The 25005-nt window shown below is 54.1% G+C and carries 22 protein-coding genes; 5 read left to right on the top strand and 17 right to left on the bottom strand.

Annotated features, from left to right (window positions below; genetic code table 11):
- On the bottom strand, nt 1-1704 hold the full coding sequence (locus AC3G2T_RS15950; RefSeq protein ID WP_488436116.1) for an ATP-binding cassette domain-containing protein: 1704 nt from the start codon (nt 1702-1704) through the stop codon (nt 1-3).
- Nucleotides 1701-2564, bottom strand: coding sequence for an ATP-binding cassette domain-containing protein (locus tag AC3G2T_RS15945; RefSeq protein WP_488436115.1), 864 nt, complete (start codon nt 2562-2564; stop codon nt 1701-1703). Before AC3G2T_RS15945 ends, AC3G2T_RS15950 begins: the two co-directional genes overlap by 4 nt.
- A 120-nt stretch (nt 2565-2684) precedes the next feature.
- Between AC3G2T_RS15945 and AC3G2T_RS15940 the strand changes: the two genes are divergently transcribed.
- A complete protein-coding gene (locus AC3G2T_RS15940) occupies nt 2685-3296 on the top strand; it encodes a biotin transporter BioY (RefSeq protein WP_488436114.1) in 612 nt (203 codons plus the stop codon).
- A 272-nt stretch (nt 3297-3568) separates the two neighbouring features.
- On the opposite strand, the gene AC3G2T_RS15935 is transcribed toward AC3G2T_RS15940, so the two are convergent.
- From AC3G2T_RS15935 to AC3G2T_RS15920, 4 genes are all read right to left on the bottom strand, one after another.
- A complete protein-coding gene (locus AC3G2T_RS15935; RefSeq protein ID WP_488436113.1) occupies nt 3569-3658 on the bottom strand; it encodes a putative holin-like toxin in 90 nt (29 codons plus the stop codon).
- Nucleotides 3659-4037: 379 nt separating this feature from the next.
- The gene (locus AC3G2T_RS15930; protein WP_474684228.1) at nt 4038-4127 is read right to left on the bottom strand and encodes a putative holin-like toxin; all 90 of its coding nucleotides are present in this window, start codon (nt 4125-4127) and stop codon (nt 4038-4040) included.
- Between the two features lie 818 nt (nt 4128-4945).
- Nucleotides 4946-6061 carry a hypothetical protein gene (locus tag AC3G2T_RS15925; RefSeq protein WP_488436112.1) on the bottom strand — a complete coding sequence of 372 codons (1116 nt, stop codon included), beginning with the start codon at nt 6059-6061 and terminating at the stop codon, nt 4946-4948.
- 180 nt (nt 6062-6241) lie between these two features.
- Nucleotides 6242-6970, bottom strand: coding sequence for a ThuA domain-containing protein (locus tag AC3G2T_RS15920; RefSeq protein WP_474684226.1), 729 nt, complete (start codon nt 6968-6970; stop codon nt 6242-6244).
- Nucleotides 6971-7177: 207 nt separating this feature from the next.
- Between AC3G2T_RS15920 and AC3G2T_RS15915 the strand changes: the two genes are divergently transcribed.
- Entirely contained in the window at nt 7178-8122 is a 945-nt protein-coding gene (locus tag AC3G2T_RS15915) for a helix-turn-helix domain-containing protein (protein WP_488436111.1), read from the top strand.
- 77 nt (nt 8123-8199) lie between these two features.
- Here the strand turns inward: AC3G2T_RS15915 and AC3G2T_RS15910 are convergent, their stop codons facing one another.
- The 3 genes from AC3G2T_RS15910 to AC3G2T_RS15900 all read right to left on the bottom strand — a co-directional run bounded on the left by AC3G2T_RS15910 (nt 8200) and on the right by AC3G2T_RS15900 (nt 13594).
- On the bottom strand, nt 8200-8955 hold the full coding sequence (locus AC3G2T_RS15910; RefSeq protein ID WP_488436110.1) for a hypothetical protein: 756 nt from the start codon (nt 8953-8955) through the stop codon (nt 8200-8202).
- 165 nt (nt 8956-9120) lie between these two features.
- Entirely contained in the window at nt 9121-10344 is a 1224-nt protein-coding gene (locus AC3G2T_RS15905; protein WP_488436109.1) for a multidrug effflux MFS transporter, read from the bottom strand.
- Between the two features lie 286 nt (nt 10345-10630).
- A complete protein-coding gene (locus AC3G2T_RS15900; RefSeq protein WP_488436108.1) occupies nt 10631-13594 on the bottom strand; it encodes an OmpL47-type beta-barrel domain-containing protein in 2964 nt (987 codons plus the stop codon).
- A 209-nt stretch (nt 13595-13803) separates the two neighbouring features.
- Between AC3G2T_RS15900 and AC3G2T_RS15895 the strand changes: the two genes are divergently transcribed.
- The 3 genes from AC3G2T_RS15895 (at nt 13804) to AC3G2T_RS15885 (ending at nt 15934) form a co-directional block, all read left to right on the top strand.
- Entirely contained in the window at nt 13804-14352 is a 549-nt protein-coding gene (locus tag AC3G2T_RS15895; protein ID WP_488436107.1) for a hypothetical protein, read from the top strand.
- 169 nt (nt 14353-14521) lie between these two features.
- Entirely contained in the window at nt 14522-14770 is a 249-nt protein-coding gene (locus AC3G2T_RS15890; protein ID WP_488436106.1) for a hypothetical protein, read from the top strand.
- An 891-nt stretch (nt 14771-15661) separates the two neighbouring features.
- Nucleotides 15662-15934, top strand: a complete 273-nt coding sequence (locus tag AC3G2T_RS15885) for a hypothetical protein (protein ID WP_488436105.1) — start codon at nt 15662-15664, stop codon at nt 15932-15934.
- Here AC3G2T_RS15885 and AC3G2T_RS15880 read toward each other — a convergent pair.
- The 8 genes from AC3G2T_RS15880 to AC3G2T_RS15845 all read right to left on the bottom strand — a co-directional run bounded on the left by AC3G2T_RS15880 (nt 15931) and on the right by AC3G2T_RS15845 (nt 24775).
- The gene (locus AC3G2T_RS15880; RefSeq protein WP_488436104.1) at nt 15931-18117 is read right to left on the bottom strand and encodes an alpha-galactosidase; all 2187 of its coding nucleotides are present in this window, start codon (nt 18115-18117) and stop codon (nt 15931-15933) included. The genes AC3G2T_RS15885 and AC3G2T_RS15880 overlap by 4 nt on opposite strands.
- A 22-nt stretch (nt 18118-18139) precedes the next feature.
- A complete protein-coding gene (locus AC3G2T_RS15875; RefSeq protein WP_488436103.1) occupies nt 18140-18961 on the bottom strand; it encodes a carbohydrate ABC transporter permease in 822 nt (273 codons plus the stop codon).
- Complete coding sequence (locus AC3G2T_RS15870; RefSeq protein WP_474684217.1) at nt 18961-19827, bottom strand: carbohydrate ABC transporter permease; 867 nt, start codon at nt 19825-19827, stop codon at nt 18961-18963. The genes AC3G2T_RS15875 and AC3G2T_RS15870 overlap by 1 nt, the downstream gene beginning before the upstream one ends.
- A gap of 87 nt (nt 19828-19914) precedes the next feature.
- Entirely contained in the window at nt 19915-21177 is a 1263-nt protein-coding gene (locus AC3G2T_RS15865) for an ABC transporter substrate-binding protein (protein ID WP_488436102.1), read from the bottom strand.
- 268 nt (nt 21178-21445) lie between these two features.
- Complete coding sequence (locus tag AC3G2T_RS15860; RefSeq protein WP_488436101.1) at nt 21446-22468, bottom strand: LacI family DNA-binding transcriptional regulator; 1023 nt, start codon at nt 22466-22468, stop codon at nt 21446-21448.
- A 127-nt stretch (nt 22469-22595) separates the two neighbouring features.
- Nucleotides 22596-22799: a polysaccharide deacetylase family protein gene (locus AC3G2T_RS15855; RefSeq protein ID WP_474684214.1), complete on the bottom strand. Its 204-nt coding sequence runs from the start codon at nt 22797-22799 to the stop codon at nt 22596-22598.
- A 21-nt stretch (nt 22800-22820) separates the two neighbouring features.
- Nucleotides 22821-24005, bottom strand: coding sequence for an MGDG synthase family glycosyltransferase (locus AC3G2T_RS15850; protein WP_474684213.1), 1185 nt, complete (start codon nt 24003-24005; stop codon nt 22821-22823).
- A complete protein-coding gene (locus tag AC3G2T_RS15845) occupies nt 24002-24775 on the bottom strand; it encodes a phosphatase PAP2 family protein (RefSeq protein WP_488436100.1) in 774 nt (257 codons plus the stop codon). The genes AC3G2T_RS15850 and AC3G2T_RS15845 overlap by 4 nt, the downstream gene beginning before the upstream one ends.
- Nucleotides 24776-25005 lie beyond the last annotated feature (230 nt).

The following is a 25005-nucleotide window of genomic DNA, read 5'->3' as shown; positions in this document are numbered from 1 at the left end:
TTAACTCCGCCACACGGCCAACAATCCGAAGCATATAGCTCCGGCGAAGACCGCGAGTGTGTCCCTTCTAGTCCAACTGAGCAAATTTCGCTGAACGGTCAGCGGCTGGCCGCCCATTCTTTTCAATTCCATCGCGATTGTCATTTCTTCCGCTTTGTAAAATAGCGCGAGCAGGAGCGGTACGATCAACGCGGGGATGTCTCGCATTCTGACGGCGCCCGGGCGCAGCGAGGCTTTGCCTCTGGCCCGTACGATTGCCGAGAACCGCTGCCATTCACGCAAAATGAGCGGCAAAAACCGGAAGATCAAAGAAACGGCCAGCGCAAACGAATCAACCGGAAGCTTGAGCTTTTTGAAATATTTGAGCGCCCAGCCGAGGCCCTGCACCATTTGGCCGTACGGCGTCGTCGCCGCAAACCAATAGCCCGCAAGGATAACGATAAAAAGGCGCGATACGTTCAGCATTGTGTCCAACGCCCGCGGCGCGTTAAATCCTACGGCAAACGGCCCCGGGCCAGCCGAAAACTGTAAACCCGCCAGCACAACGGACAAAAGCATAAAGCAGCCAAAAGACCGGGCCACTTTGGCTCCGCCCCGGATAGCCGCGCGCGGGAGACCCGCGAAGCCGAGCAGGACGGGGACGGCTGCGGCGGCAAGCCCCGTCCATTGATGCTGCAGCATCGTTGCGATGACCAGCAGCAGGTAGAGCAGCCACTTCGCGCGCGGGTCGATGCGGTGCCATGCCGCCTGCGGGAGCTGCGCGGCTGCGGCGGGCCGCTCCGCGGCGTACGGCACAGCGGCCGCCTCCGCGCGCGCGAACGCCGCCGGGCGCGGAGGCGGCGCGGGCGCGGAGGCGGCGCGGGCCTCCAGCGCCTCGGCAATCGCGGCTGCGGCGCGCTCAGGCGTGAGCGCATCCGGCGGAATCCCGATTCCGCCGATGCGCCTCATCGCCTGCGCCACTTCCACGCAGCCGGGCAAGCCCACGCCGGCCTGGAGCAGCAGCTCCGGCTGGCGGCAGATCGCCTCCGGCGTGCCATCGGCTGCGATGGAGCCGCCGGCAAGGACAATAACACGATCCGCCAGCGGCAGGAACGTGTCCAAATCATGGGTGGCGATAACGAAGCCACCCCGGGGCCGCGCGCTCCGGCGGATGAGCCGGAGCAGCTCACGCGCCGCCGCCGCTTCCATGCCGGCGGTCGGCTCATCCATGAGCAGCCAGTCGGGTGCGGCTGCGAATGTCGTTGCCAGCGCAAGGCGCCGCTGCTGGCCGCCGCTGAGCGTGAAAGGCGAGCGATCCATGGCGAAAGCGCCGGGCGGATCGAAATCGCCGCAAGCGGAGCGAATGCGGCGCTCGCGCTCCTCAGCGCCTAGCCGATACGGGCGCAGCGAGTAGTTGAATTCCTGCTGTATGCTGCGGGCGAACAACTGCTGCTCGGGAAACTGAAACGTCAGCCCGAGCCGGAACATGAGTGCATGATCGACTTTCCCTTTGTTCCACATCGGCTGTTCATCCAGCAGGATCGAACCGGACGAAGGCTCAATGATTCCCGCGGCGGCCTGCAGCAAAGTCGACTTGCCCGATCCCGTATGGCCGACTAGCAGAGTAATGCTTCCGTCGTGCAAAGTCAATTCGATATTTTTCAGCAAAAAGCTGTTCTTGTCATCCGGTGCGGTTACGCAAATGTTCTGTAAACGGATCGTCATCCGGCATTCACCGCCTCTGCGAGCTCGTCAGCGTGCAGCGGGAGCGGATCGAGCCGCAGCCCCCGCTGCCGCAGCAGCAAAGCGGTCCGCACGACGAACGGCGGCTCCAGCCCTAGCCTCTCGCACGGAGAAAGCGTGCTTTCCCCGAACGCCTCAATGCTGCCCGTATCCGCCGCCGAGGCCTCTCCGTAGAAAAAATCCCGCGGCGGCCCGTCAAAAGCGATCCGGCCCCCATAAAACGCCAGCACGCGGCTGGCCTCGGCCGCTTCCTCCAATCGGTGCGTGATCCACACGATGGTCATCCCGCGCGCGTGCGCTTGCCGCACAGCACGCAGCACCTCCTGCCGGGCTGCCGGATCGAGCATCGCTGTCGGCTCGTCGAGCACCAGCAAATCCGGCTTCGCCGCCAAAGCTGCGGCGATGTTCAGCAACTGCTTCTGTCCGCCGGACAAGCTGCTCAGCGTTCGCCCCGGCGGCAGCGACAGGCCGACCCGCCCAAGCGCCGCCGCATAGAGCTCCGCCCGCACTTCAGGCACAAGATCGGGAGCCTGCGGCACATGCTGCAGCTCCTCCTCCACCGTATCCCCGACGAATTGCGCATCGGGGATTTGCAGTACACCTCGGGTGACCGACTGCTCCCCCCCACCGCGAATAAGCTGACCGTCCGAGAGCGGGCATAGGCCAAGCAGCACGCTGGCCAGCGTGCTTTTGCCGCTGCCGTTCGGTCCGGCGACAACGATCCATTCCCCTGCGCGAATGTCGATGTTAACATTGGTCCACACCTGCCGGACTTGCCCCGCCTCGGCTCTATAGATGACAGACGCCTTTTGTAAAGAGGCTGCGATGCTTGTATTAGACATATGAAAAAAGTTCCTTTCACTTTCTGAAAGCTTGTGCTATAATCCTGAATTGTTAACCAAACATTCGTAAATTTGGTTGACAATAAGTTAAGAATACCAGAATCGGGAGAGATGAACAATATGAAACTCACACTTCGAGGCATAGTTTTTAGCGCATTGTTTGCCGCACTTCTTGTATTATTCAGTTTTGTAAGCATCCCGCTCGGTTTCACCCCCGTGCCGATCACACTGCAGACTTTGGCTGTGATGCTGGCGGGCGGCCTCCTCGGTGCCCGGTACGGATTTTTAAGCATGGCTTTGGTCGTGATTTTGACCGCGATCGGCTTTCCGATGCTCCATGGCAACGGCGGAATAGGCGTACTGACCGGGCCTACGGGCGGGTTCATCTTCATGTGGCCCTTCTCGGCCCTGCTGATCGGCCTCATATTGCCGCGCATCCGCATGAAAGGGATTATGGGATATTTGGGCGCATTTCTCGTTCTTGAAGTATTTGGTTCCTTGATCCTATACGTCTCCGGTGTACCGTGGCTGATGTACAAAGTGCCGACACTTACGTTCTCCAAAGCCATGTTCAGCGCCTGCTATCCGTTTCTGCCCGGAGACGCTATCAAAGCGGCTGTCGCCGCACTGATTATCGCGCCGGTGCGTCAGGTGTTCCCGCATGAAAGGCTGACAGGCGCGTCTGCGCGCGGTGTTGTCCGGCAATCGCAAGACAGTGGCGCGAAGGCGTAATACGGCAGTGATGAAATTCGCACCGCACGCAGCTCCCAGCGCGCAGTGTTGCGCTGCATGACGGCGGTCGGTCGACCACCCATTAAGCCAAGGCGAGCTTGGAGAATATTGGCGTAAGGTGGTTGCACGTATAAAGTGTTAGTATTATAATGAAAATAAATAAAGGGGGGTCGGTTGCACCCGTCCCCCCTGCGCAATAGCCGCTTTTAAGGGCGGTTGGCTTTTAAAGGTGAAACAGTCAAGAATAGACCGCTACCTTTGACCAGGGCGGTCTATTTCTTTTTCATGTAGGTAAGCAGCGCAAGAATAAACATTCCGAATAGGAACATTAACTGGATCGCTTGAAATACCTCCACTGGCATCACCTCCCTTCCGGGAGATTAGCCGACCGCCCATATCAGCCGTTCTATTGTGCAAGCCATATTATAGCACGATAGGCCCTCTGCCTGAAGGCCTATTTTTCGTCAGATTGAATCTCATACTGTCTTTTCAATATTTCCGCCATAATTATTTGCAGCTTCATCAGAATAGCGTTCAAACCCGGCGTGCCGTTCGGCCAAGCTGAACGTAGAGGGTATTTTGTATAAGGTAGTTGCGCGTATAAAGTGTTGATATTATAATGAAAATAAATAAGGGGAGTCGGTTGCAGCCGTCTCCCCTGCACGATAGCCGCTTTTAAGGGCGGTTGGCTTTAACAAAAGGTTGATCCGAATGGACCGCTATCCTTTGCGAGAGGGCGGTCTATTTCTTTTTCATGTAGGTAAGCAGCGCGAGAATAAACATTCCGAATAGGAACATTAACTGCATCGCTTGAAATACCTCCACAGGCATCACCTCCCTTCCGGGAGATTAGCCGACCGCCCATATCAGCCGCTCTATTGTGCAAGCCATATTATAGCACGATAGACCCTCTGCCTGAAGGCCTATTTTTCGTCGGGTTTGATTCCCATATCAAGTCTAAAACTTCAGGCTTCCCGAGAAAGTCGCGGTACTTTGTTAGGCAGCCAGAGATAGCCCTGATCGGGGGGCAGCCACTCATAAAGCAGCTACAACCCGAAAAACCTGCAATTGTGCTTTCTTCGTAAAAGCAGCTTAGTTTGCCGAAAAGCCTGCGATTGTGCAGGAATTTTCAGTGAAAACGGGTCTGAGCCCAGATGCTCGATGAAAAACCTGTATTTTTGCAGGAATGTTTCGTTATTAGCGTATGAGCCTACAAAAAAACTGCACTTTTGCAGGTATTCTCCGTACTACGAAGCAGATGCGCTGCCCTGGTGGGGGATTTTGCAACTGTCTCACTTTTTTACGAACTAGTTTCCAACTGTTACGCTTTTAAAGCTTGAAACTATAGCAGTAGAACTGATTATTTTCAATCTGTGTGGGGACGTCCACGGGTCGTGCGGGTTTTGCGGGTCGTGCGGGTTTTGCCGGTTTCGCGGGTTTTCTCTACGTTGTTACGTTGTTAAGCAATGCGCTGTCTCCTAGCAAGCAACTGGAAGACCGGCTGCCAACGAGAACAAAATCAGGTCTGCACGTTCAAAACTATCACACAATCACCCATATTTCAGGCCTGATGCTGGGCTAGCGCCCCCCCGATCAGCCTGCGTGGTTCCCATCAAATCCCAGGCCGCCTTATCATTATTTCACCATATTTACTCGCTAGCCTTACCGGAATAGCGCTCTAGCAGCTGATGTATGCCCGTTGGCAATTGGCCCGCTTCCTCGATATCCATTACGGCTCCGGGACTTAATTTGTAGCTTAAATTCCGCAAATCCTTCCCTGTGGCGATGCCTTCGATTTCAGTAAAGACGAAGGACTTAAACTGATACTTCTCCATCGAATCCGGATAAATCGGACTTAGGGCATTCGGATCGGCGTTGAACCAGCTTACCGTGTACTTGTCCCCTTGTTCTGTAGTGCCTTCGCCATAAATTTGAGCAACGGACAGGTTGTTTTCCTCAAATAAACCTTTCAATCCGCTCGGAATCCCCGCTTTATCAAAAGTAATCGCAAACGGAATGTTTACATCCGGCGAAGCCAGATTAATCAGCCGTTTCCTTTCTTTCTTGAATTGCTCCAGCGCCTCTTTGGAATCAATTTTCATGTAACTTTTCACTTTACTACCCTTGATGAAAGCCTCTTCCGCTTTGCTGGTAAAGAACCCGCTATTATTGGACGTATCGTCTGTGTTGCGGGTTTTGAAGTCGAAAGCTTTCAACTGCTTCCACTCTACGCTGGCAAGCGTATCTTCGGTTTTTGTCAAATCGTTGACCGTGCCGTTTCCGGGCTGCACAAAGCGCTGAAGCGACTGGAGGGTAATGGCCGGGTTATCTTTTTTGCCGCCCGCGTAAGCCCATGAAGTGGAAAACGTGTAGGACTTGTCTTCGGTAAGTTCCTTGCCGTCCAGGGCCGTTACTTTGATTTCGACCCCCCGGCCGTCGTCCACCAGTTTTTTGTTAAATTTCGCGCCTGGCAAATTAGTCACCACGACTAGGGGCTGCAGCAGGTCGGAGCGGCCTGCGATCACTTTTAATGCAGGCACGTAAAATCTCCGGTTGGAAATGCCGAGTTGCTCCCTGCTCCATTGCACATCGGCCGATGTGTACAAGTATTTATCATCCGCTTGAACAGCTTCCAGATGCCCATTGGCAGGGCTGTCCCAATTCGTCTTGTCCCCGTTTGTAAAATCCATCTTACTGGCAGAGGCGGACGTCGCCACAAACAGCTGCATCGCCAAGATCGCTGCAATCGCTTGCCATTTCCTCATTAAGTGAATCCCTCCCTCCACCAGAGTAACATTATTTTCCTTTCCGTACAAGAAAACGAAGTACTCCGCACGGTTGGAAGCTGCACACGGCGAAATAGCGGCTGCTAAAAGAAACAGCCCCGCGGCGTTCTGCACAAGGCAGCTGCCGCAGGGCTAATCGTTTTTTTAAGATCGAACTTCCTAAGCTTTCGCTTTGATCGTTTCCAGCGGCTTGTGGTTGCCGTATTTCGGATATTCGCGCGTCGTCGGAGCCGCCCAGTGCGCAGCATTGCGAATCACACGGCGAACTTGCTCGTTGTAGTAAGTAGGGTACGTTTCGTGTCCCGGGCGGAAGTAGAAAATTTTGCCCTGGCCGCGATTGAATGTGCAGCCGCTGCGGAACACTTCGCCGCCTTCGAACCAGCTGACCATGATCAGCTCATCAGGCTGCGGAATATCGAAGTGCTCGCCGTACATTTCTTCTTCTTGCAGCTCGATGTACTCGCCGATGCCTTCGACGATCGGATGTCCCGGCGCTACGACCCAGATGCGCTCCTTCTCGTCGGCTTCGCGCCATTTGAGGTCGCAGCTTGTGCCCATCAGCTTTTTGAACACTTTGGAGAAGTGTCCGGAATGCAGCACGATAAGCCCCATACCATGCAGGACGCGGTTTTGAACGCGGTTTACGATTTCGTCCTGCACTTCGTCATGCGCCTTATGTCCCCACCAGATCAATACGTCCGTATTGTTCAGCACTTCCTCGGTCAGCCCGTGCTCGGCATCATCAAGCGTTGCATACGTAACTTCCACATCGCCAAGACCTTCGCCAATGGCCGTATGGATGCCGTTCGGATAAGCCGCGCGGACGATTTCGCTTTCTTTTTCATGACGGAATTCGTTCCAAACTGTAACTTTCAGCTTCTGGCTCATTTGCAAATTACCTCCATGGGGTAGGAATTGATTTATTACCTTGAGTATAGGCTTCCGGCTGCCGAATAAAAAGGCGTGATCCTGCCTATTTCTTATTCAAAAATGTCTATCCGCTAAAAAGCATGCTATACTTGTACTGGGAAATCCCCGTTTGTTGCCGTCTTTCTTCTATTCAAAATTGTCTTTCCGTTAGCGAGGTATGTACCTATGACGAGTGCCGCGAGTACATTTACAGAGCTTGTCAATGAGGAAGTCGTTTATCAGAATCCGCTGCTATTTTTGAAAGTATGGGAAATCGCCAACGAAACGGCCGACTGCGGCATCCGCCATCCCTGGCCCTGGCATTACCATAAGCAGGTTGAATTTCTGGCCGTCACCCACGGGCATCTGGGCATTCAGACCAGGAACGATTTTGCTGTTCTCGGCCCCGGCGATGTGATCGTACTGGGCTCTTCCCAGCCGCACCGCACTTACAAGCACACCACAGATCCGCTCTCTTACGTCGTGTTCCAGGTCGATCTGTCGCAGCATTTTGACCCCAGCACCATGCCGTATTTGCACTGTTTTTCCGAGTTGACGCAGCCGCTCGAACTGTTTAATTATTTGTTTCGGGAAAATGCCGCGGTCAAGCAGTCGGCCTACGATCTCATTATGGACATTTTCGAGGAGTCCCAGTCGCGCAAGCTGGGTTACGAATTGGCCATTACCGCATCCATCAAAAGACTGCTGCTGCTGCTTATGCGCAGCGATAACCGCAATCTGATCGGCACCGCCGAGGAAACCGGGCTTATCCGGCTCCGTCCAGCGCTTGACTACATCGAGACGCATCTGAGCGATAAAATCGCCGTCGAGGACGTATGCTCCCTGCTCAATCTGAGCTATCATTATTTTATCAAATATTTCAAAAAAATAATGGGTATGTCCTTCGTCGATTACGTGAATTACAAAAGAATAAAAAAAGCCGAGCGCCTGCTTCTGACCGGCGATCTCAGCATGATGGACGTGAGCTTTGAAGTGGGCATTTCAAATATGGCGCAGTTCTACAAGCTGTTCAAGCGCCATAACGAATGCTCGCCCAAGGAATTCAAGCGGCGCATGAGAAGCCAGCGCGCCATCGGCTCGGCGCTGCAAGCGCCAGGCGGCACGCCGTAAGCCCGGCCCGCCCGCCAACAAAAAAAAGGTTGTCCGACAGTCTGCAAAAGACATGCCGGAGCAACCTTTTTTCGGGTTTATGGCGTCGCCGTTGGAGCAGGCGTGGCGCTTGGGGCAGTGCCGCTGTCCGCTTTTTTCGCATGCGGCCCGCCTTTGTGCTCAACGAACTTTGTAAGCTGATCGGTCAGGCTGTCTTTCAGCTTCGCAATCAGTTGATCTTCGCTGATGCCTTTTTCCGCGGCGATGTCGGCGATGGATTTGCCGGCTTTGCGCTCTGCCGCCAGCTCTTCCTTGGTAATGCCGAGCAGGCTCGCGATTTTGTCCGGGCTGCCCCACTTGGCGGCCTGCTGCTTGCCTTTGAAAGCCATCGCCTTCGGCTTGCTTTCGACAAGTTTTTTCAACCGGTCGGCGAGCCCGGATTTTTGCTTGTCGGCTTGTGCTTGCGTAATTTTGCCGGCGCTGAGGGCGTCGTCGATTTTTTTCGTTTGCGCATCGGTCAGCTTTTGCAGCACCGCATCCTCGCTGAGCCCTGCTTTTTCCTGTGCGATTTGTGCGATGGTTTTGCCCTGCTTGAGCTCTTCTTTGAAAGTGCTTTGGTCAATGCCAAGAACCGCTGCTGCGTCTAAATAGCTTTTGCCGAGAGCGAAGCCGCCGCGGAATTGATGATGGCTGGCCAAATGTTTGGAGTTGTTGGAAGCCGGCTGATTCGCAGTTGTCGAAGTTGTTCCCGCCTCATCGGCAAAAGCCTGATTGTGCTGCGCCACGATTCCGCCGCCAATCATCAGCCCGGCTGCCAATGTGCCTGTGAGCATTGCTTTGTGAAGTTTCTTCATGAACCTTGTCTCCTCTTCAATGAATTCGACTACGATTCAAAGTATAGGAAATAAATGTGAAGGAACTTTGACGCAAGGCTTAATACAGCTTAAATGTTTGATGAAATGAAAATAAAGGGAGCCTGAACGGCTTAACCGGAAGCCGCCGCTCTCCCAGCCCAGGCCCTAGCTCCGCTGTCTGGCCAGCAGCAGGAAGGATGTGACGGCTCCCGCTTCCATAAGCGCTATAATAATCCCGAGCGGTACGGCGGTCTGGCTGCCGCCGATTCCGACAAGCGGCGCGACAATGCCGCCGATAATGAACATCAGCAAGCCCAGCAGCGCGGACGCACTGCCCGCCGTTTTCCCCTGATTCTGCAATGCGAGCGAAGATGTCGAGGTTGAGACGAGCCCGACGCTGGACACGACCAGGAAAAGCGCCGGCAAAATAACGTGCAGTCCGGCACCGGCCAAAACCGCAACAAGCAGCAGCAGGCTGCCGGTGGCCGCCATTCCCAGCCCCCAGGCAAGCATCTTGCGCAAGTCGACTTTGCCGGCCAGCCGGCCCGTAATTTGACCGGCAATAATAATGCCGAGAGCGTTGATGCCGAACAGCACGCTGAACATTTGCTCGGAAACGCCGAAAATGTTTTGCAGCACAAAGGGCGACCCGGATATGTAAGCAAACATAGCGGCCATCACCAAGCCCTGTGTTAAGGCATACCCCATGAACGAGCGATCCGTAAGCAGCACGCGAAAAGTGGCCAGCGTATTGCCAAGCCCGCCCTTGGAGCGACGATGGGCCGGCAGCGTCTCGCCGAGGCCGAACAAAACGGCGATCAGCATCGCGACACCGATCAGGCTCAGCGCTACGAAGACGCCCCGCCAAGATGCGAATTGTAAAATTTGCGCCCCTAAGATCGGTGCCAAAATCGGGGCAGCGCCGTTAATCAGCATGAGCAGCGAGAAAAACCTGGTCAGTTCCACACCCGAGTACAAATCGCGGACTATCGCTCTTGAAATGACGATCCCCACCGCTCCGGCGAGCCCTTGAATGAAACGCAGTGCGATGAAGACCCAGATCGATGAAGCAATCATGCATAAAATCGAAGCAATGGCATAGACGACAAGTCCCAGGAGCAGCGGCTTGCGCCGTCCCCGCACATCGCTGACCGGCCCTGCGGCCAATTGTCCCAGGGATAGCCCCAGCATGCAGGCCGTCAAGCTCATCTGGGTGAGCGAGGTGCTCGTATGCAAATCGTCGGCCAATACGGGCAATGCGGGCAAATACATATCCAGCGACAGCGGTCCGAATGAGGCAAGCGCTCCTAAAACGGCCGCAGTTCCCAGCCGCCGCGACGGACTCAAAGAAGCCGGAGCCGCTGCGTCGGCATGATTGTGTTTATTCATCGTATATCACAAACTTTCTGTACTTTTTTTGCTGCTACTATTCCACTGTCGAAAAATAGTTGCTACGGCAACTGTTTCTCATCCATCCTACCATTTGACCGGCTTGTCTGTCCAGCACCAAACAACCTAATCCGAGCATGTTTTCTTGTCTGGATAGAGCGCTTTCAAACAGGCCGGATTTCATCAAAGATCCCAGCATGCCGCGATGCCCCGGGCAGCCTTTCAGACAACCCAAAAAGCCCGGCATCGCGGGCTTCTCGGGTACTATTTTTACAGCAGCATTGCCTTACTTCAATCCGTTTAAAATCGCTTCAAGAATAGTCTGCACCAGTTCTTTCGAAGCTTCGGCATTGATGCTGCCCTTCGAAACTTCTCTGTTTACGGAGACTTGCAGTTCCACCATTTTGCCAAACGACTGATCCAAATGACCTTTATTGTACTGATCTTCGGCCTGATTCAGCTTCGCTACGATAGAAGTGTAGGTGCCTTCATTTTTGAAGAACCCGCCATCATGCAGCTGTTTCAAAATTTCCCTGATGATATCGAAGATGCTTCTCACTTTGAACGTTTGGCTTTGCTCGGCTTTATTTCCCGCTGCATCCGTAACCGTATACTGTACCGTATGTGCGCCTAAGCCCAGTTGCTTCGCTTTGATGCTTTGACCGCTGGCGATTTCTTTTCCGTCCAGGAGCAGCTTTTGTGCCGCTACCCCCGATACTGCGTCGGAAGCGGACAGCGTGAAATTCAGCGTTTCAAAAAATGACACATCATGAACCGGCTTGCCCGATTGCGTCAAAGTGACGGAAGGCAGCGTCTTGTCGAGCTTGAATGACAGGGATTGCACCGCTTCCGCATTTCCGGCGGCATCGGTCGAATAGTACTGGATCGTATGAGTGCCTTCCGTTTGAATAACCGCAGGTGCCGTATAAGCCGTCCATGCGCCGCCGTCCAGGTTGTACAAAATCGATGCCACGCCGCTGCCTTCATCGGATGCGGTCAATGTCAGCGTCTGATCTTGGTTGAACCAGCCCTCTGTGTTCGGAGTTCCCGACAGTGCAGCTTTCGTCACCGGCGGAGTCGTATCCGCTGGCACCGCAAAATCCGATAAGCCGCGAGGTTTCAATTGATAAACACCTTTGAAAATCGATGCTACGCCCGTAATCGTTACAACTTTTCCCTCTTGATAAGGGAATTGAGTCAAAGTCAAGCCTGTGCGTCCGTCCACGCGAATATGGTTGCTTACCGAACCGGTTGCCGCGTCGAATTCGAAAGAACCTGTCGGTGTCGCGCTAACGATATTGTGAATGGTGACGGAGTCAAGCTGCACCAGCTGCCCTTGGTTGGCGTCATTTACCGCCGCTGCCGATACGGCTTGCGGAACGGCCGCTGTGCCGGTTTTGGCGATTTCAACCGGGTTGGTCAGCTCCAGCTCCGTGTTGTAAAGCGCCGTCGACGCGGTCACTTTCACCGTATCTCCCAGGTGGAAGCCGCTCTGGCTTTGGAAAACATAAATGCCGCCTGTCGCATCCTGCAAATAAAACGCCTGACCGCCAAAAGCGCCCGGCTCGGTCGTAACGGCGCCTTCCAGCGTCACAAGCGATCCTTCGGCTTTACTGCGCGCTTCTGCGACAGTAATTTTGGCCGGGATCGGCGATTCCTCTTCCGGCAGCGGTTCGGCCGGTACGCTTGCGATCGTCACCGCTTCTGTTTTCAAGTTGCCGCCGTTTTGTCTGAGCCGCAAGCTCGCCGCACCGCTTGTACCGGGCTTGATGCGGAATGTCAGATCTTTGGAGGCGTGGCCCTTGAAGTTGGAAGTCACGCTGAAAGCGGAGCTGTAGCCGTAAGCCGTCGGCCATGTGCCGTCGGCGTTTTGCACCATCGCGACCTGCGTGCCTCCGGCCAGATAGATGCCCGCGCTGAAGCCTGAAACAGTCGTGTTCGCAGGCAGATTATCGACGGTGACGCGAACCTGGAAGTCCTGCGCGTTCGGCAGCGTCGCCTGGTGAACCAAACCGTACGTCGCGCTCGCCGTAGCCGCCGGACCGCCGTAGGAGCCCGCTTTGAACGTAGAGCGGTCCCACCACTTGTAGCCCGCATCCGGAGCGGCCCATGGCTCAGGCTTCGGCTCCGTGGAAGCTGCCGGCTCTTCAAAAGGCAGCAGAGCCGTCGGCTGGTCAAGCTGCAGCCCGTCTACTTGCGTCAGGCTCGTGTAGCTTTCCTTTTGCCCCAGCCAGTTGACGAGGTTCACGAGCAGTTTGCCGTCATTCTGTTCTTTAAAGCCGTCGTAAGTCGTTTTCTTCTGTCCGTTGTCTTCGCGCACATATTTCGGAGTGGCGTCCTCTACCGGCGAAGAATCGCCGATAAATGCCGCTTTGCCCGCGCCCGCCTTGGCGATTGCGACATACGGCCCTTCGGCGATGCCACCGCCGTTGTACACGCCCTGATCCACGGCGTTCGCCCAAGCCTCATTCGTCTGCGGCAAATAGACGATGCCTTTCGCTTTCGTCGGATCGACGATTGCTAGCGTAGAGCCCGCGTGCATGGCAACGTTGTATACGGAATCCGTAATGCCAAAAGCTTGCTCCGGCGCAACGATATTGTTGGCGGTAATATCGCCGAGAGCGTTATAGCGGAACTTGACGCCGAAATTCGTCGCCAGCCAGTCCGAGCTGGCTACGTCCTGCATCGCCGCCGAATTGCGCTCTTCGTCGCTCATCCCTTTGGCAGGATCTTCCCATGCGCCCCGGCGGTATCCGTTCATAACCTCGGAAGCGTCCCAACGGTTTTTGTTGCGGTCCGCGTTGTAGTGGTCGGCGATGAAGAAAATGCTGCCGCCGCCCTCCACATACTGCTTCATAGCGGCCTGCTCGCTTTGTTTATACGGAATGTTCGCCTCTCCGATCACGAACACGTCGTAGCTTTGCAGATCGGTCAGCGTGATCGGCGTCGTTTTGCGAAGTTCTTTTACATAAAAGCCGTTATTCGCCAAAGCATTGGCAAAGTCCGAAAACCCGCCGTCGATCACCCAATCCGCTGCCCCTGCCGTCTGTGCGTGCGTGTTGTCAAACAGCACCTTCTTGCCGGCATTCCCATTCACAACCTTAGCTTCGATGAAAGGTGCGGGATCGGTCGGACCCTCGGCTAACGCCTGCTGCAAACCGCTCGTAGCCGCAAATTGCAGCGGCAAGGCCAACGATAGCGCCAGCGCCGACTTTACCCATTTCGCTTTCCACCCTGCCATCTTACTCATTATATTCCTCCTCTAGACAAGTGAAGTATGGTCTACCGCCCCCATTCTAACATGTCCCCATCCGGAGCGGTGATATTTTTTTGTAAATGCGGCGAGATTTGTGCAAGCTTCCAAATATCGTTGGAAAAATAAACCTTTGTAAAACGAAACATACGACCGTCAACGTTGTATAAATTGGCATACCGGCAAGTAAAGGAGCTGCCTTTCCAATGAAAAAAATGATTATCGGCATATGTATAGGAGTTTCGCTATCATTTTCCACACTTGTTTTCGCTTCGCCAAACACGCTGGAAGTTCTCTCGTTCCCGGTAAAATACGTAATCGACGGGGCCGAATTGCCGCTGGGCGAAGAATACGTCTCCCTGTACTATCAGGGACATATTTACGCGCCGGTTCGCTTCATAGCCGACAGCCTGGCCGCCAAAATCGAATACCGCTCGGACACGAACACGCTGACCTTCGATACCCCTCCTGTCAGGGGAATCGGCGCCCCCCACGTTAATCCGGACCAGGCGAAACTCACAGCTTATGAGAAACACCATTTGAAGCATGTAGAGGACGACTACACCGTGCGGCTGCTAACCGATGACGAAAAAACGCAAATCCCCGAAGAAGCAAAGAACAAAGCCCCCGTGTACTACTTCCTGAAAGGACAAAACGAAGCCGGCGAAACAGTAACCGTCTGCGTCTGGAGCATGAACCGAGCGGTGAGCTTCCTGTACCACCACCCGGAAGATGAGCGGGAAAAGACCGAGTAAGCCCCGGCGGGCACCTACACAAACGCTTTCACGCTGGAACCCCTCGTCTTTAGAACAAAATCCGGCTTAAACGGGGGCCAATTCTACTCCTTTGCCGGACCGAGACGGTGCAACTGGTTGCGAAGTAGGTTGCCGACCCACAAAGCCTGCAAAAGTGCAGGCTTTTTCGATGGAAACGGCCCGTTTGGAGCAAAAACCTGCGATAGTGCAGGAATTTTTGCCTCTGATCGCTCAGAAGCCCGAATTTAGCGAAAAAAACTGCACATTTGCAGGAATTGTTCGAGGCAAGCGCAGTAAGGTGCAAAAAGATGTACTTTTGCAGGTTTTCTTCGCTAGCAAGCTTTTCGGTAGTATCCTTCGCAGCGCTCGATGGCCGCTAGAGAGCATCGCTCATCGTTGGGAGCAAGAGCGATGCTGATACCGCTGCGGACCCCGTCTGCCGAACGACTCACTGCTCGAACCTCAGTAGCACAATTTTTGCGCCTACCCAATCGTTTTCGCACTGCCCCCTCGTCTTAAGAACAAAATCCGCTCAAACGGGGTCTGACTTGTAAATTTTTCCTTTCTTTAGCCACAGTTGTTGGATGGGGTTTGTTACTCGCAGGGCGATTCTACTCTTTTGCCGGACCGAGACGGTACAGCCGGTTGTGGAGTTCGAACCTCAGTAGCACAATTTTTGCGCCTACCCAATCGCTTTCGCACTGCCCCCTCGTCTTAAGAACAAAATCCGCTCAAACGGGGTCTGACTTGTAAATTTTTCCTTTCTTTAGCCACAGTTGTTGGATGAGGTTTGTTACTCGCAGGACGATTCTACTCTTTTGCCGGACTGAAATGGTGCAGCCGGTTGCGGAGTTTGAACCGCAACAGCACAATTTTTGCGCCCACCCAATCGTTTTCGCACTGCCCCCTCGTCTTAAGAACAAAATCGGCACAAACGGGGGCTGACTTGTAAATTTTTCCTTTCTTTAGCCACAGTTGTTGAATGAGGTTTGTTACTCGCAGGGCGATTCTACTCTTTTGCCGGACCGAGACGGTACGGCCGGTTGCGGAGTAGATTGCCGATCCACAAAGCCTGCAAAAGTGCAGGCTTTTTCGATGGAAACGGCTCGTTTGGAGTAAAAACCTGCGATAGTGCAGGAATTTTTGCCTCCGATCGCTCAGAAACCCGAATTTAGCGAAAAAAACTGCACATTTGCAGGAATTGTTCGAGGCAAGCGCAATAAGGTGCAAAAAGATGTACTTTTGCAGGTTTTCTCCGCCGGTGAGCTTTTCAGGAGGATCAATTGCCGCTGGAGAGCATCGCTCATCGGTGGGGGCACGAGCGGTGCTTATACCGCTGCGGAGCTGTCTGCCGAACGGTGCTCTGCTCGAAGCGCCTTTGGGCGCGGCGGGGATGAGCACAGTAGGGCTGGGGCGCGGTGGGGGCGAGCACGGTAGGGCGCACGGTGGCGGCGAGGCCGGCGGGCGGCAAGCGCGGGCGCGGCGGCGGAACGCGTTCGCCCACGCCCGCGCCGCGAGCACTCGAAAAATAACCGGCCCCCCGGAAGTATCCGGGGGGGCCGGTTATTTAAAGCCGCGCTAGGCCTTCAGCCTGTACCACAGGCTGGAGTAGTCCTCATGCGGCGCCGGGATCGGCAGGCCGATTTGCATCAGCCGGTCTCCGCCGAATCGGCCGTCCATGCCCTCCACCGCGTAATCGGCCTGCGGGTCCAGCCCTTTCAGGACGAGGCGGCGCAGCGGCGCATTCGGCTCCGCCAGCACCTGAAAGCGGAACACCAGCGCCTCCTTCCGGTCGGCGGAAACGAACATCCAGGCCGTTACGTTGCCCTGGAACGGGCTTTGCAGACGGTACATGTCGCCCGTCTGCACGAGAGCGCGGATGTCCTTGTACATGGCGACCTGCTCCTTGACGGTCCGCTTCTCCTCCGCGGACATCTGCGTCAAGTCCAGCTCGTAGCCGAAGTTGCCGGACATCGCCACATGCCCGCGGGTCGCGAGCGGCGTCACGCGCCCGACCTGATGGTTCGGCACGGCGGACACGTGCGCGCCCATAGAACTGACCGGATACACGATGCTCGTGCCGTATTGGATTTTCAACCGCTCCATCGCGTCGGTGTCGTCGCTGGTCCACGTCTGCGGCATATAGTACAGCATGCCGGGATCGAAGCGGCCGCCGCCGCCGGAGCAGCTTTCGAACAAAATATGAGGGAACGCCGAAGTCAGCCGTTCCATCACCTCGTACAAACCGAGCATATAGCGGTGCGCGGTTTCCGTCTGGCGTTCCGCCGGGCTTGCAGCGGAGCCGATCTCGGTCATGTTGCGGTTCATGTCCCATTTGACATACGCAACCGGCACGGAAGCAAAGATCGCGCCAAGCGACTCCACGATGTAGTCCCTGACATCAGCCCGCGAATAATCGAGAATCAGCTGGCTTCTCGCTTCCGTGCGCCTGCGCCCCGGCGCATGCAGGCACCAGTCCGGATGGCTGCGGTACAGCTCGCTGTCAGGCGAAACCATCTCCGGTTCGACCCAAAGGCCGAACTGCAGCCCGAGCCTACCTACCCGCTGCGCCAAATCCTCCAGCCCGCCGGGCAGCTTGTTCTTATCGACGATCCAATCGCCCAACGAGTTCGTATCGTCGTCCCTTTTACCGAACCAACCGTCGTCGAGCACGAACAATTCGATGCCGAGCTCGGCTGCGGCCGCGGCGATCTGTTCGATTTTGTCCGCGTTAAAGTTAAAATACGTCGCTTCCCAGTTGTTGACGAGAATCGGCCGAACCTTATCGCGGTGAACTCCCCGTGACAATCGCGTGCGGTAGAGGCGGTGATACGTCCTGGACATGCCCCCCAGCCCTTCCGCGGAATACACCATGACCGCTTCCGGGGTCTGGAAGCTCGCGCCCGGTTCAAGCAGCCAGCCGAAATCGAACGGATTGATGCCGATGGAAACCCGCGTCGTATGGAACTGATCGACTTCCGCCTCCGCCATAAAGTTGCCGCTGTATACGAGACTAAACCCGTATACATCCCCATGATCCTCGTCCGCATGCGGCCGCAGCAGCGCCATGAACGGATTGTGCTGATGGCTGCTCGAGCCTCTGCGGCTTTCGATCCGCGTGGCGCCGGGCGCGAGCGGCCGCCTTTGCACATGGCGCTCGCGCACCCATGCGCCGGATAAATACAGCGCCTCGTAATCGGCGTCGTGAAAATCCACGCTGGCGCTGAGCACGCGCCACAACCGGACAGGTGCGTTTCCGTTGTTCACGAAACGCACCGAACGGGCAATGGCCGCGAAATCCGCGAACACGGTATACGCCACGTATACCGTGATGTTCGCATACGCGTCCACCAGTTCCAGCTCCAGCGTCTGCGCTTCGCCGCCGGACTCCGCATACACAGCGGGCAGTCCCTCCAAAGCGGGCTTCCCGTCAAAAATCCTGTGCCCCCGGTACGTCAGCTCCGTAATCCGGGTGCCGTCTTCCAGTTGCACCTGGTAGGCCGGTTCGCGAAAATCGCTCGTGCCGTACTGCGGATACTCCTGCGGCATCGTATCAAGGGAAATGCGCTTATCCTCCGCAACCGGATTCGGGCAAAACGAAGAACGCTCCGTGAACGTCAGGATGCGCGACAAGTTGCCGTCGTGCCGCAGCCTTTTGCCCCAGTAGGCATGAGCCGGGTACCCTTGCACCAGTTGAATGATGTAGCTCATATCCTTGGACTGCAAATGAAACAAGCCCTCTGTGTCGTTATAGTAAATGGCCATGATGGTCTTCCTCTCAACTTGGTTATTTCACTGCGCCCCGCAGCACGCCGCTGATGACCCAGCGCTGGGCGAACAAATAAATCAGGACAAGCGGCAGCAGCGCCATCAGATACGACGCAAAAGCGTAATTGTAGTTGACTCCGAATTTCGACTGGAACACGTATTGCGCCAGCGGCAGCGTAGCCATCGTCGGCTTGCTCAAAATTATGAGCGGCAGCAAAAAGTCGTTCCAGGCCCAGATGCAGGTCAGAATGCCGACGGTCGCGTTGATAGGTGAAAGCAGCGGGAAAATAATTTTCCAGAACGTGCCCCATACCGTCGCGCCATCCATCGTAGCCGCCTCTTCCAGCTCCCCGGGAATGCTTTTCAAATAGCCGACGTAGACGAACATATTAAAAGCTATGCCGTAAACGACGTAAAGTATGATCAGCCCCGCGTGATTGTTCATCCCCAGCTTTGCGGTTTCTTTGACAATCGGCAGCATAATGATCGGAAATGGAACGAACAAGGCGCTCACAAAATAATAGTACAAGCCTTTGAAAAACTTTTTATCCATATTTCTCGCCACCGCGTAAGCGACCATGGAATTCGTCAGCAGCGTGAATACGACTGCGCATACGGTCACGACCAGGCTGTTTTGAAAAGCGTGGAAAAAATTCGTCATGCGGATCGCTTCCGAGAAGTTGCTCCAGTGCCATTCGGACGGCCAGGCCAGCACGGACGCGGCGATTTGCTGCGGGTTTTTCACGGCGATCATCACGGCCATATAAAGCGGAAACAGCACGATAAGCGAACCCGCGGCAATGAAGAGAGTCGTGATCCAGTTCGTACGCTCGAATTTCATTACAAGCTCGTCTCCCTTCGCTGCAAAAATTTAAGCTGCATGACGGATACAAACACAATAATGATGAAATAAATGACGGAGTTGGCGGATTGATAAGCGAAAGAGCCTCCCTGGAACCCGTCCGTAAAAATCAGGTAAGAGATAGACATCGTCGCTTTAGCCGGTCCTCCCCCGGTAAGCGCGACAATCTGGTCGAATGCCATGAGAAAATTTTTCATCGCCAGCACCATGTTGATCGTGAAAAACGGCGCAATCATCGGGAAGGTGATGTGCCAGAATTCTTTCCATTTGCCCGCGCCGTCCAGGCTTGAAGCCTCGTACAAATCGGCGGGTATCGTCTGCAGGCCGGACAAATATAAAATGATGTTAAAGGCTGTCGCTTGCCAGACGGTCACGATGACGACCCCAAGCCAGGCCCATTCTTTTCTGCCCAAAATATTAAAGGCCAAACTATCCATATGAAGATTCGCGAACAAATCGGGCAGCAGGTGGGAGAACAAATAGTTGAAAATAAATCCGACAATCAGCATGCTGAGAATGTTCGGGAGAAAATAAATGGCACGGAACGTATTTTTCAGCTTGATTCTCGAATTAAGGCCTATCGCGACAAGCAAACTGACGATATTGACGACAATCGTGGTGAGCACGGCGAATTTAATCGTAAACCAGTACGCCTGGTACACATTTTTGTCCTGAAACACATTCAAGTAGTTTTTTAACCCTACAAAATGATACGTTTTGGCTAATCCGTTCCAGTTGGTAAAGCTGTAGAAAATGCCCATAATAACCGGAAACGTATGAAACGCAAAAAACAGAATCACGGCAGGAATAACCATCATGTAAAACGCGCTCATGTTCTTACGCATCTCGGAACTCCTTTACGAAATGAGGGAATGAAACATTCGAAAGCGATCCGCCTTCTGTTTCATCCCCGCATGTTCGGTCATTTTAAATTATCTGGCCTGCGCCTTGTTCCACTCGTCGTCCATCGATTTCAGCAGAGCGCCTGAATCTTTTTTGGATACGAATTCCTGAAGAAGCTGGTCGAGCTTCATGCTGCTCGGCACGTAGTGGTCCGGGAAGTCCGCGACAAGACCTTTATCGAACACGGTTTTCAGATCCGCGACCGAAGCGTCGTCCTGGGAAATTCCTTTGATCGCCGAGAACGTATTCACGCCTTTCACATACACTTTCGCATTGTCCGCATCAAGCAGGAAGTCGATGAATTTCTTCGCTTCCGCGGCATGCTTGGTCGTAGCGGACATCGTCAACAGCTGGTCGACGCCGGATACGAGTTTGTTTTTGGCCGGGTCGTTCGTAACCGGGTAAGGGAATACGCCGACCTCGATATTCGGGTTCGCTTTTTTGATCTCGGCGATCGCCCAGACGCCCTGCGCGTACATGAACGACTGTCCGCCCGCAAAAGCTACGTTGCCGTCATTATAGCCTACGCCGAACGTATCCTTTTGTCCGAACGAGACAAACTGCAAATACTTGTCCGCCGCTTCTTTATATCCGGCAGCGAAAGTAGCCTGATTGTCTTTGCGCTTTTTGAAAAATTGGTCCTCCTGCGTGCTCGCGCCAAAAGCGTTGAAAGCCGGTAGCGTCGTCCACGCATCCTTGAACGTGAAGTAGAACGGCAGCTTGCCCATGTCCTGAATTTTTTTGTTCAGCGCCACAAATTCGTCCCAGGTCGCCGGAACCGACAAATTGTTGTCTTTAAACAATTTTTTGTTGTAAATGATGCCGTTGGCGTTAACGCCGTAAGGAATCGCATACGTTTTATCCGTTCCCGCGATATCGCTGAGCATCTTCACGTAAGCCGGCTGGATGTTAGCCAGCTCCGGCGCGTTCGTGAAATCGGCCAGAACGCCGGATTGCGCGAGAGTGGCGTATACGTTGTCGCCGCCGTTGGCGATAACGTCGGGCACTTCGCCTGCCGCGACCTTCGTTTTGAGCACTGTCGAAGCGTCCGGCGGGTTGTCCTGGACGACATGAATGCCCGGATTTTGCTCTTCGAACTTCTTGATCAGCGCGTCGAACGTGTCGCGCGCTTCCGGTTTATATTGCAGAAACTGCAGCTCTACCTTCGCCGTTTTCGTTGAAGCGTTTTCATTAGTGGCAGTGCCGTTCGACGCGCCGCTGCCATTGCCGCAACCGCTGATCAGAGATACGGCAGCGACGGAAGTTATAAGTACGGATAGCATTTTTTTCATCTGTTGAATCCTCCAGGTCTCAAGTTTCCGAGTTTGTCGATTTCGTTTGAAACTCTTCTCTTTTTGTTTTACAATTACTTGCATAGTTGTTTTTTTCTTTGACCCATGGCCTTGCGGCTTGGGTTCTTTTTTTGGTGTTCCCTTGCCCGATTGCTCCCTCGACTTACCATTCCCGAACGCTCATCAATGAATGCGTCATCACCTCCCTCAATTGATCTCCGCCGGCTTGGAGCCTGTCCGAAGGTGTTGCTATTGTGCGGACAAACTCCTAGCCCCCGCAGCTTTCGCGCACGACAAGCCCTGTGCCGATCACAACGTGCATAGGCACTTCCCTTCCCTCAAGCCGTTCAAGAAGCAGTTGTACGGCAGTTTTGCCTATTTGTTCCGGATACACCTTGACGGTAGTAAGCGGCGGATTTACGTATGCGGATACTTCGATATCGTCAAAGCCGACAATCGCCATCTCCCCGGGCACTTTCACTCCGTGCTCGTGCAGCGCTCTCAGCGCGCCGATCGCCATCGGATCGTTGGCAATAAAGCAGGCTGTCGGACGATCCGGCTGCCGCAAAATGTGCTGCATCGCTTCATATCCGGATGCCGTCGACCAGTCGCCGATCTGCACGAACTCGGGCCTGAACAGCTGTTTCGCTTCCATGATCCGTTCAAAATGATGTCTCCTGGCATCGGCAACGGGGCTGCCTTTTTTATTCGGAGCCAGCTTATACAAATATTCGTGCCCGCCGATAAAGCCGATGGATGTGTGGCCCAGTTGAAAAAAGTGATCCAGGACGTTTTCCACGGCTTGCTGAAAATCAAGCTTGACCGAATCGTACTTGCGAATGTCGAGCGAATGATTTACTAAAATAATTTCCTTCCTATTACTAAAAATCCGCTCGATATCCTCCACGTCAACGGATCCGACAATGATCAGCCCGTCCAGATCCTGCAAAGCGAGATGATCCGCATTGTTGCCCCGGATCACTTTGCCGATCGCGACGCCAAGCTCCTCGCAACGCTTTTCGATGCCGCGGCGGACGGAGGAAAAGTACGGATCTTCCTTCTCTTCGTCCGGCGATATCCAAAGAAGAAGGCCGATTTCCTTGCTCGCTAAATCGTTTTCTTTTTTCAGCCGTTTTACGCGCGACGGCTTATAGTGGATATCCTCAGCGATTTGAAAAATCCGCTCCCGCGTCTCTTCGCTGACCGATAAAGAAGGATCGTTGTTCAGAACGCGGGAAACGGTTGCCGACGATACTTTGGCACGCTCGGCAATATCCCTTATTGTAGCCATCTCATCACAACCTAGTTTTAGTTAATATTTTTACTTAAATTTAGTATAACAGAGCAGTACCCATTTTACAAATAAAAAACGATCCTCCCCGCTGCCGCATCCGGGTCGAATCGCTATCACTGCCTTTTTATGAAACGGAAATTTGTTTCTCCACGCGAATGTCCGCCGCCGAACGGTTCATTTCGTCGATGCGTACGTACTTGTAATTCCGGGCCCACAGCTCTTCCAGCACCTTCTGCAAAGCTTGCAGCATATAGGCCGGCGCATCGGGATTCGCCCCGAAAGTCTCGCCGCAGTCGTGAAGCAGAACGACCGAACCGTCTGTGCTCATTCCGTACGCGTGCCGAAGCGATCATGCATTAGCATATGTAACCGACCGGCTCTCGTGTGTCGGCACGTAATGGTGCCGCGTTTCCAAAATTGCATTCAGCGTGTGAAACGCGCCATGCTTCGAATGAGAAGACTTCACCTTCTTCTTTAAGGAAGCAAGCAGCGCCCTGTTGTCGATTACTTGCAGCAGTTGTCTTTTCAAATCCGCCGCATTTTTAGCTTCGAGCGCTGCGCCAAGGCCGACAAGATAGGCCGCATTGTCCTGCTCCTGCCCGGGAATCGGTTTGTACAGCATCATCGGCAGCTCAAGCGCCAGCGCCTCCGATACCGTCAGGCCTCCCGGCTTCGTAACGATCAGATCGGATAAAGCCATAAGCTCGTGCACGTGATCCACAAAACCTGTGATCAGCACCCGATGGCGGGTTTTGTCACCCCCGAGCTCGGCTTCAAGCAGCTGCTTCAGCTTTTCATTGCGCCCGCATACGAAAATAAATTGAACCGTGGAAACGAGGTCTTCCGATTGCAGCACCGACAAAAATTGCTTGCCGATCAAACCGTGCCCCCCGCCCATCACCAGCACCGTAGGCAGCTCGCGGTCCAACCCGTGCTGATCCCTCAGCGAGGTCCGGTCGTACTGCTGCATAAAAGGCAGCCGGATCGGAATTCCCGTCACAATAATTCGCTGCTCCGGTATGCGGTAGCGCAGAAGCGCTTGCTTCACATGCCCGGCGCCTACCAGATAGCGGTCCGTACAAGGGTGAATCCAGTAGCTGTGCGCCGTATAATCCGTGATGACCGTAACCGTAGGAACCTCCGTCAGTCCGTTCGCTTTCAAATAAGACATCGCCGCGGCAGCGCCGGGAAACGTGCTGACCACCTCAGTCGGCCTGACTTCGCGAAGAAGCTCCAGCATGCGGTCGGTGCTGAACGATTTCATCCGTTTGAACATGTTGGAAAACGTATTGTCATCTCTCGTTTTGCGGTACAGATAGCCATACAGCGAAGGAAGGCTTTTCACCCATTGCATGTAGCAGTACTTCCCGACCGAGTGCAAATAAGGATGCGTCCATTCCAGAAAATCCACCACTTCCACTTCTACGTCAGGGCGGTAATGACGAACCGCCTCTACAATCGCCTGAGCCGCTTTATTGTGTCCGTCACCCAGGGCGCCGGTAAGAATCAAAATTTTCTCTCTCTGCGTTTTCATCGTTTCCTAGGACCCCCTTCAAATGCTTTTGCAGTACCCGCTGTACCCACAGAATGTATGGTTCTTGCAGCCGCTGCCAGCTTCTCTGTTCCCATTGTGCCCATTAATCCCGCCGTTTCTACAGGAAAAGCAGGAGATTTGCCGGCAAAAAATTTGCCGAGCCAACCTTTGCACCAACGATTCACCACATAAATGACACCTTCCGCAACCAAAACGGCGCCAACGATATCCAGCAAAACATGCTGCTTCACAAATTGAGTCGAAATGATGATTACAACAGAAATCACCGTGACAATAACCTTGTAAAGCTTCGGAATCACCGCCGAACCGACAAACGCTTTCATCATCAGATAAGCCGTAAGCACATGCGTGCTGGGAAAACAATTCAGCGGTTCATCCGTGCTGAAAACAAAGCCCACCAACCTGTCCAGAAAGCCATCCCCCGTCAGCGCCGGGCGCGGCACATAAGTCTGATACACGGCATACACGCCGTAACAAATCAACAAACCAAGCAAAAACTTCACCAACGTTTGGAAATAAAGCTCCTTATGCTTGACAGCAAGGTAAACAAACGTGACGAAAAGGAACGCGTACCAGCTTAAATAAGGTACAATAAATATTTTGAGAAAAGGGATCTGACGGTCCATGTCGGTAACCAGATTGTGCGCCGGTCCGCCGGCATGATTCAGATAAACATATATCATTCCCACCAAAGGAATGGAAAGCAGCCAGCTTAATGTTCGCAAATACAATCCCAACGATTCCTTCACCAGCATCTCCTCCTCGAAAACAACTCCTTGCACCCGGCTCCCGGATGCGTTTCCCGTTGTTATTTGTTTTCATCATAAAGGAGAATCACGATCGCCAAAACGCACTTTGGTTGTGTATTGTCTTAGACAAAGGTCCGAAGGAATCCCCGACCTAAGACCAGCTTTATGGAAAAAATGGGCAAAATCAGCGGGACAGGCCTACTTTCATTTTACAGTTTCATATATGATAA

It is taken from the genome of Paenibacillus sp. sgz302191 (assembly GCF_057749925.1).
The sequence above is the reverse complement of the archived record's forward strand: the minus strand, read 5'-3'. Positions and strand labels throughout refer to the sequence as shown.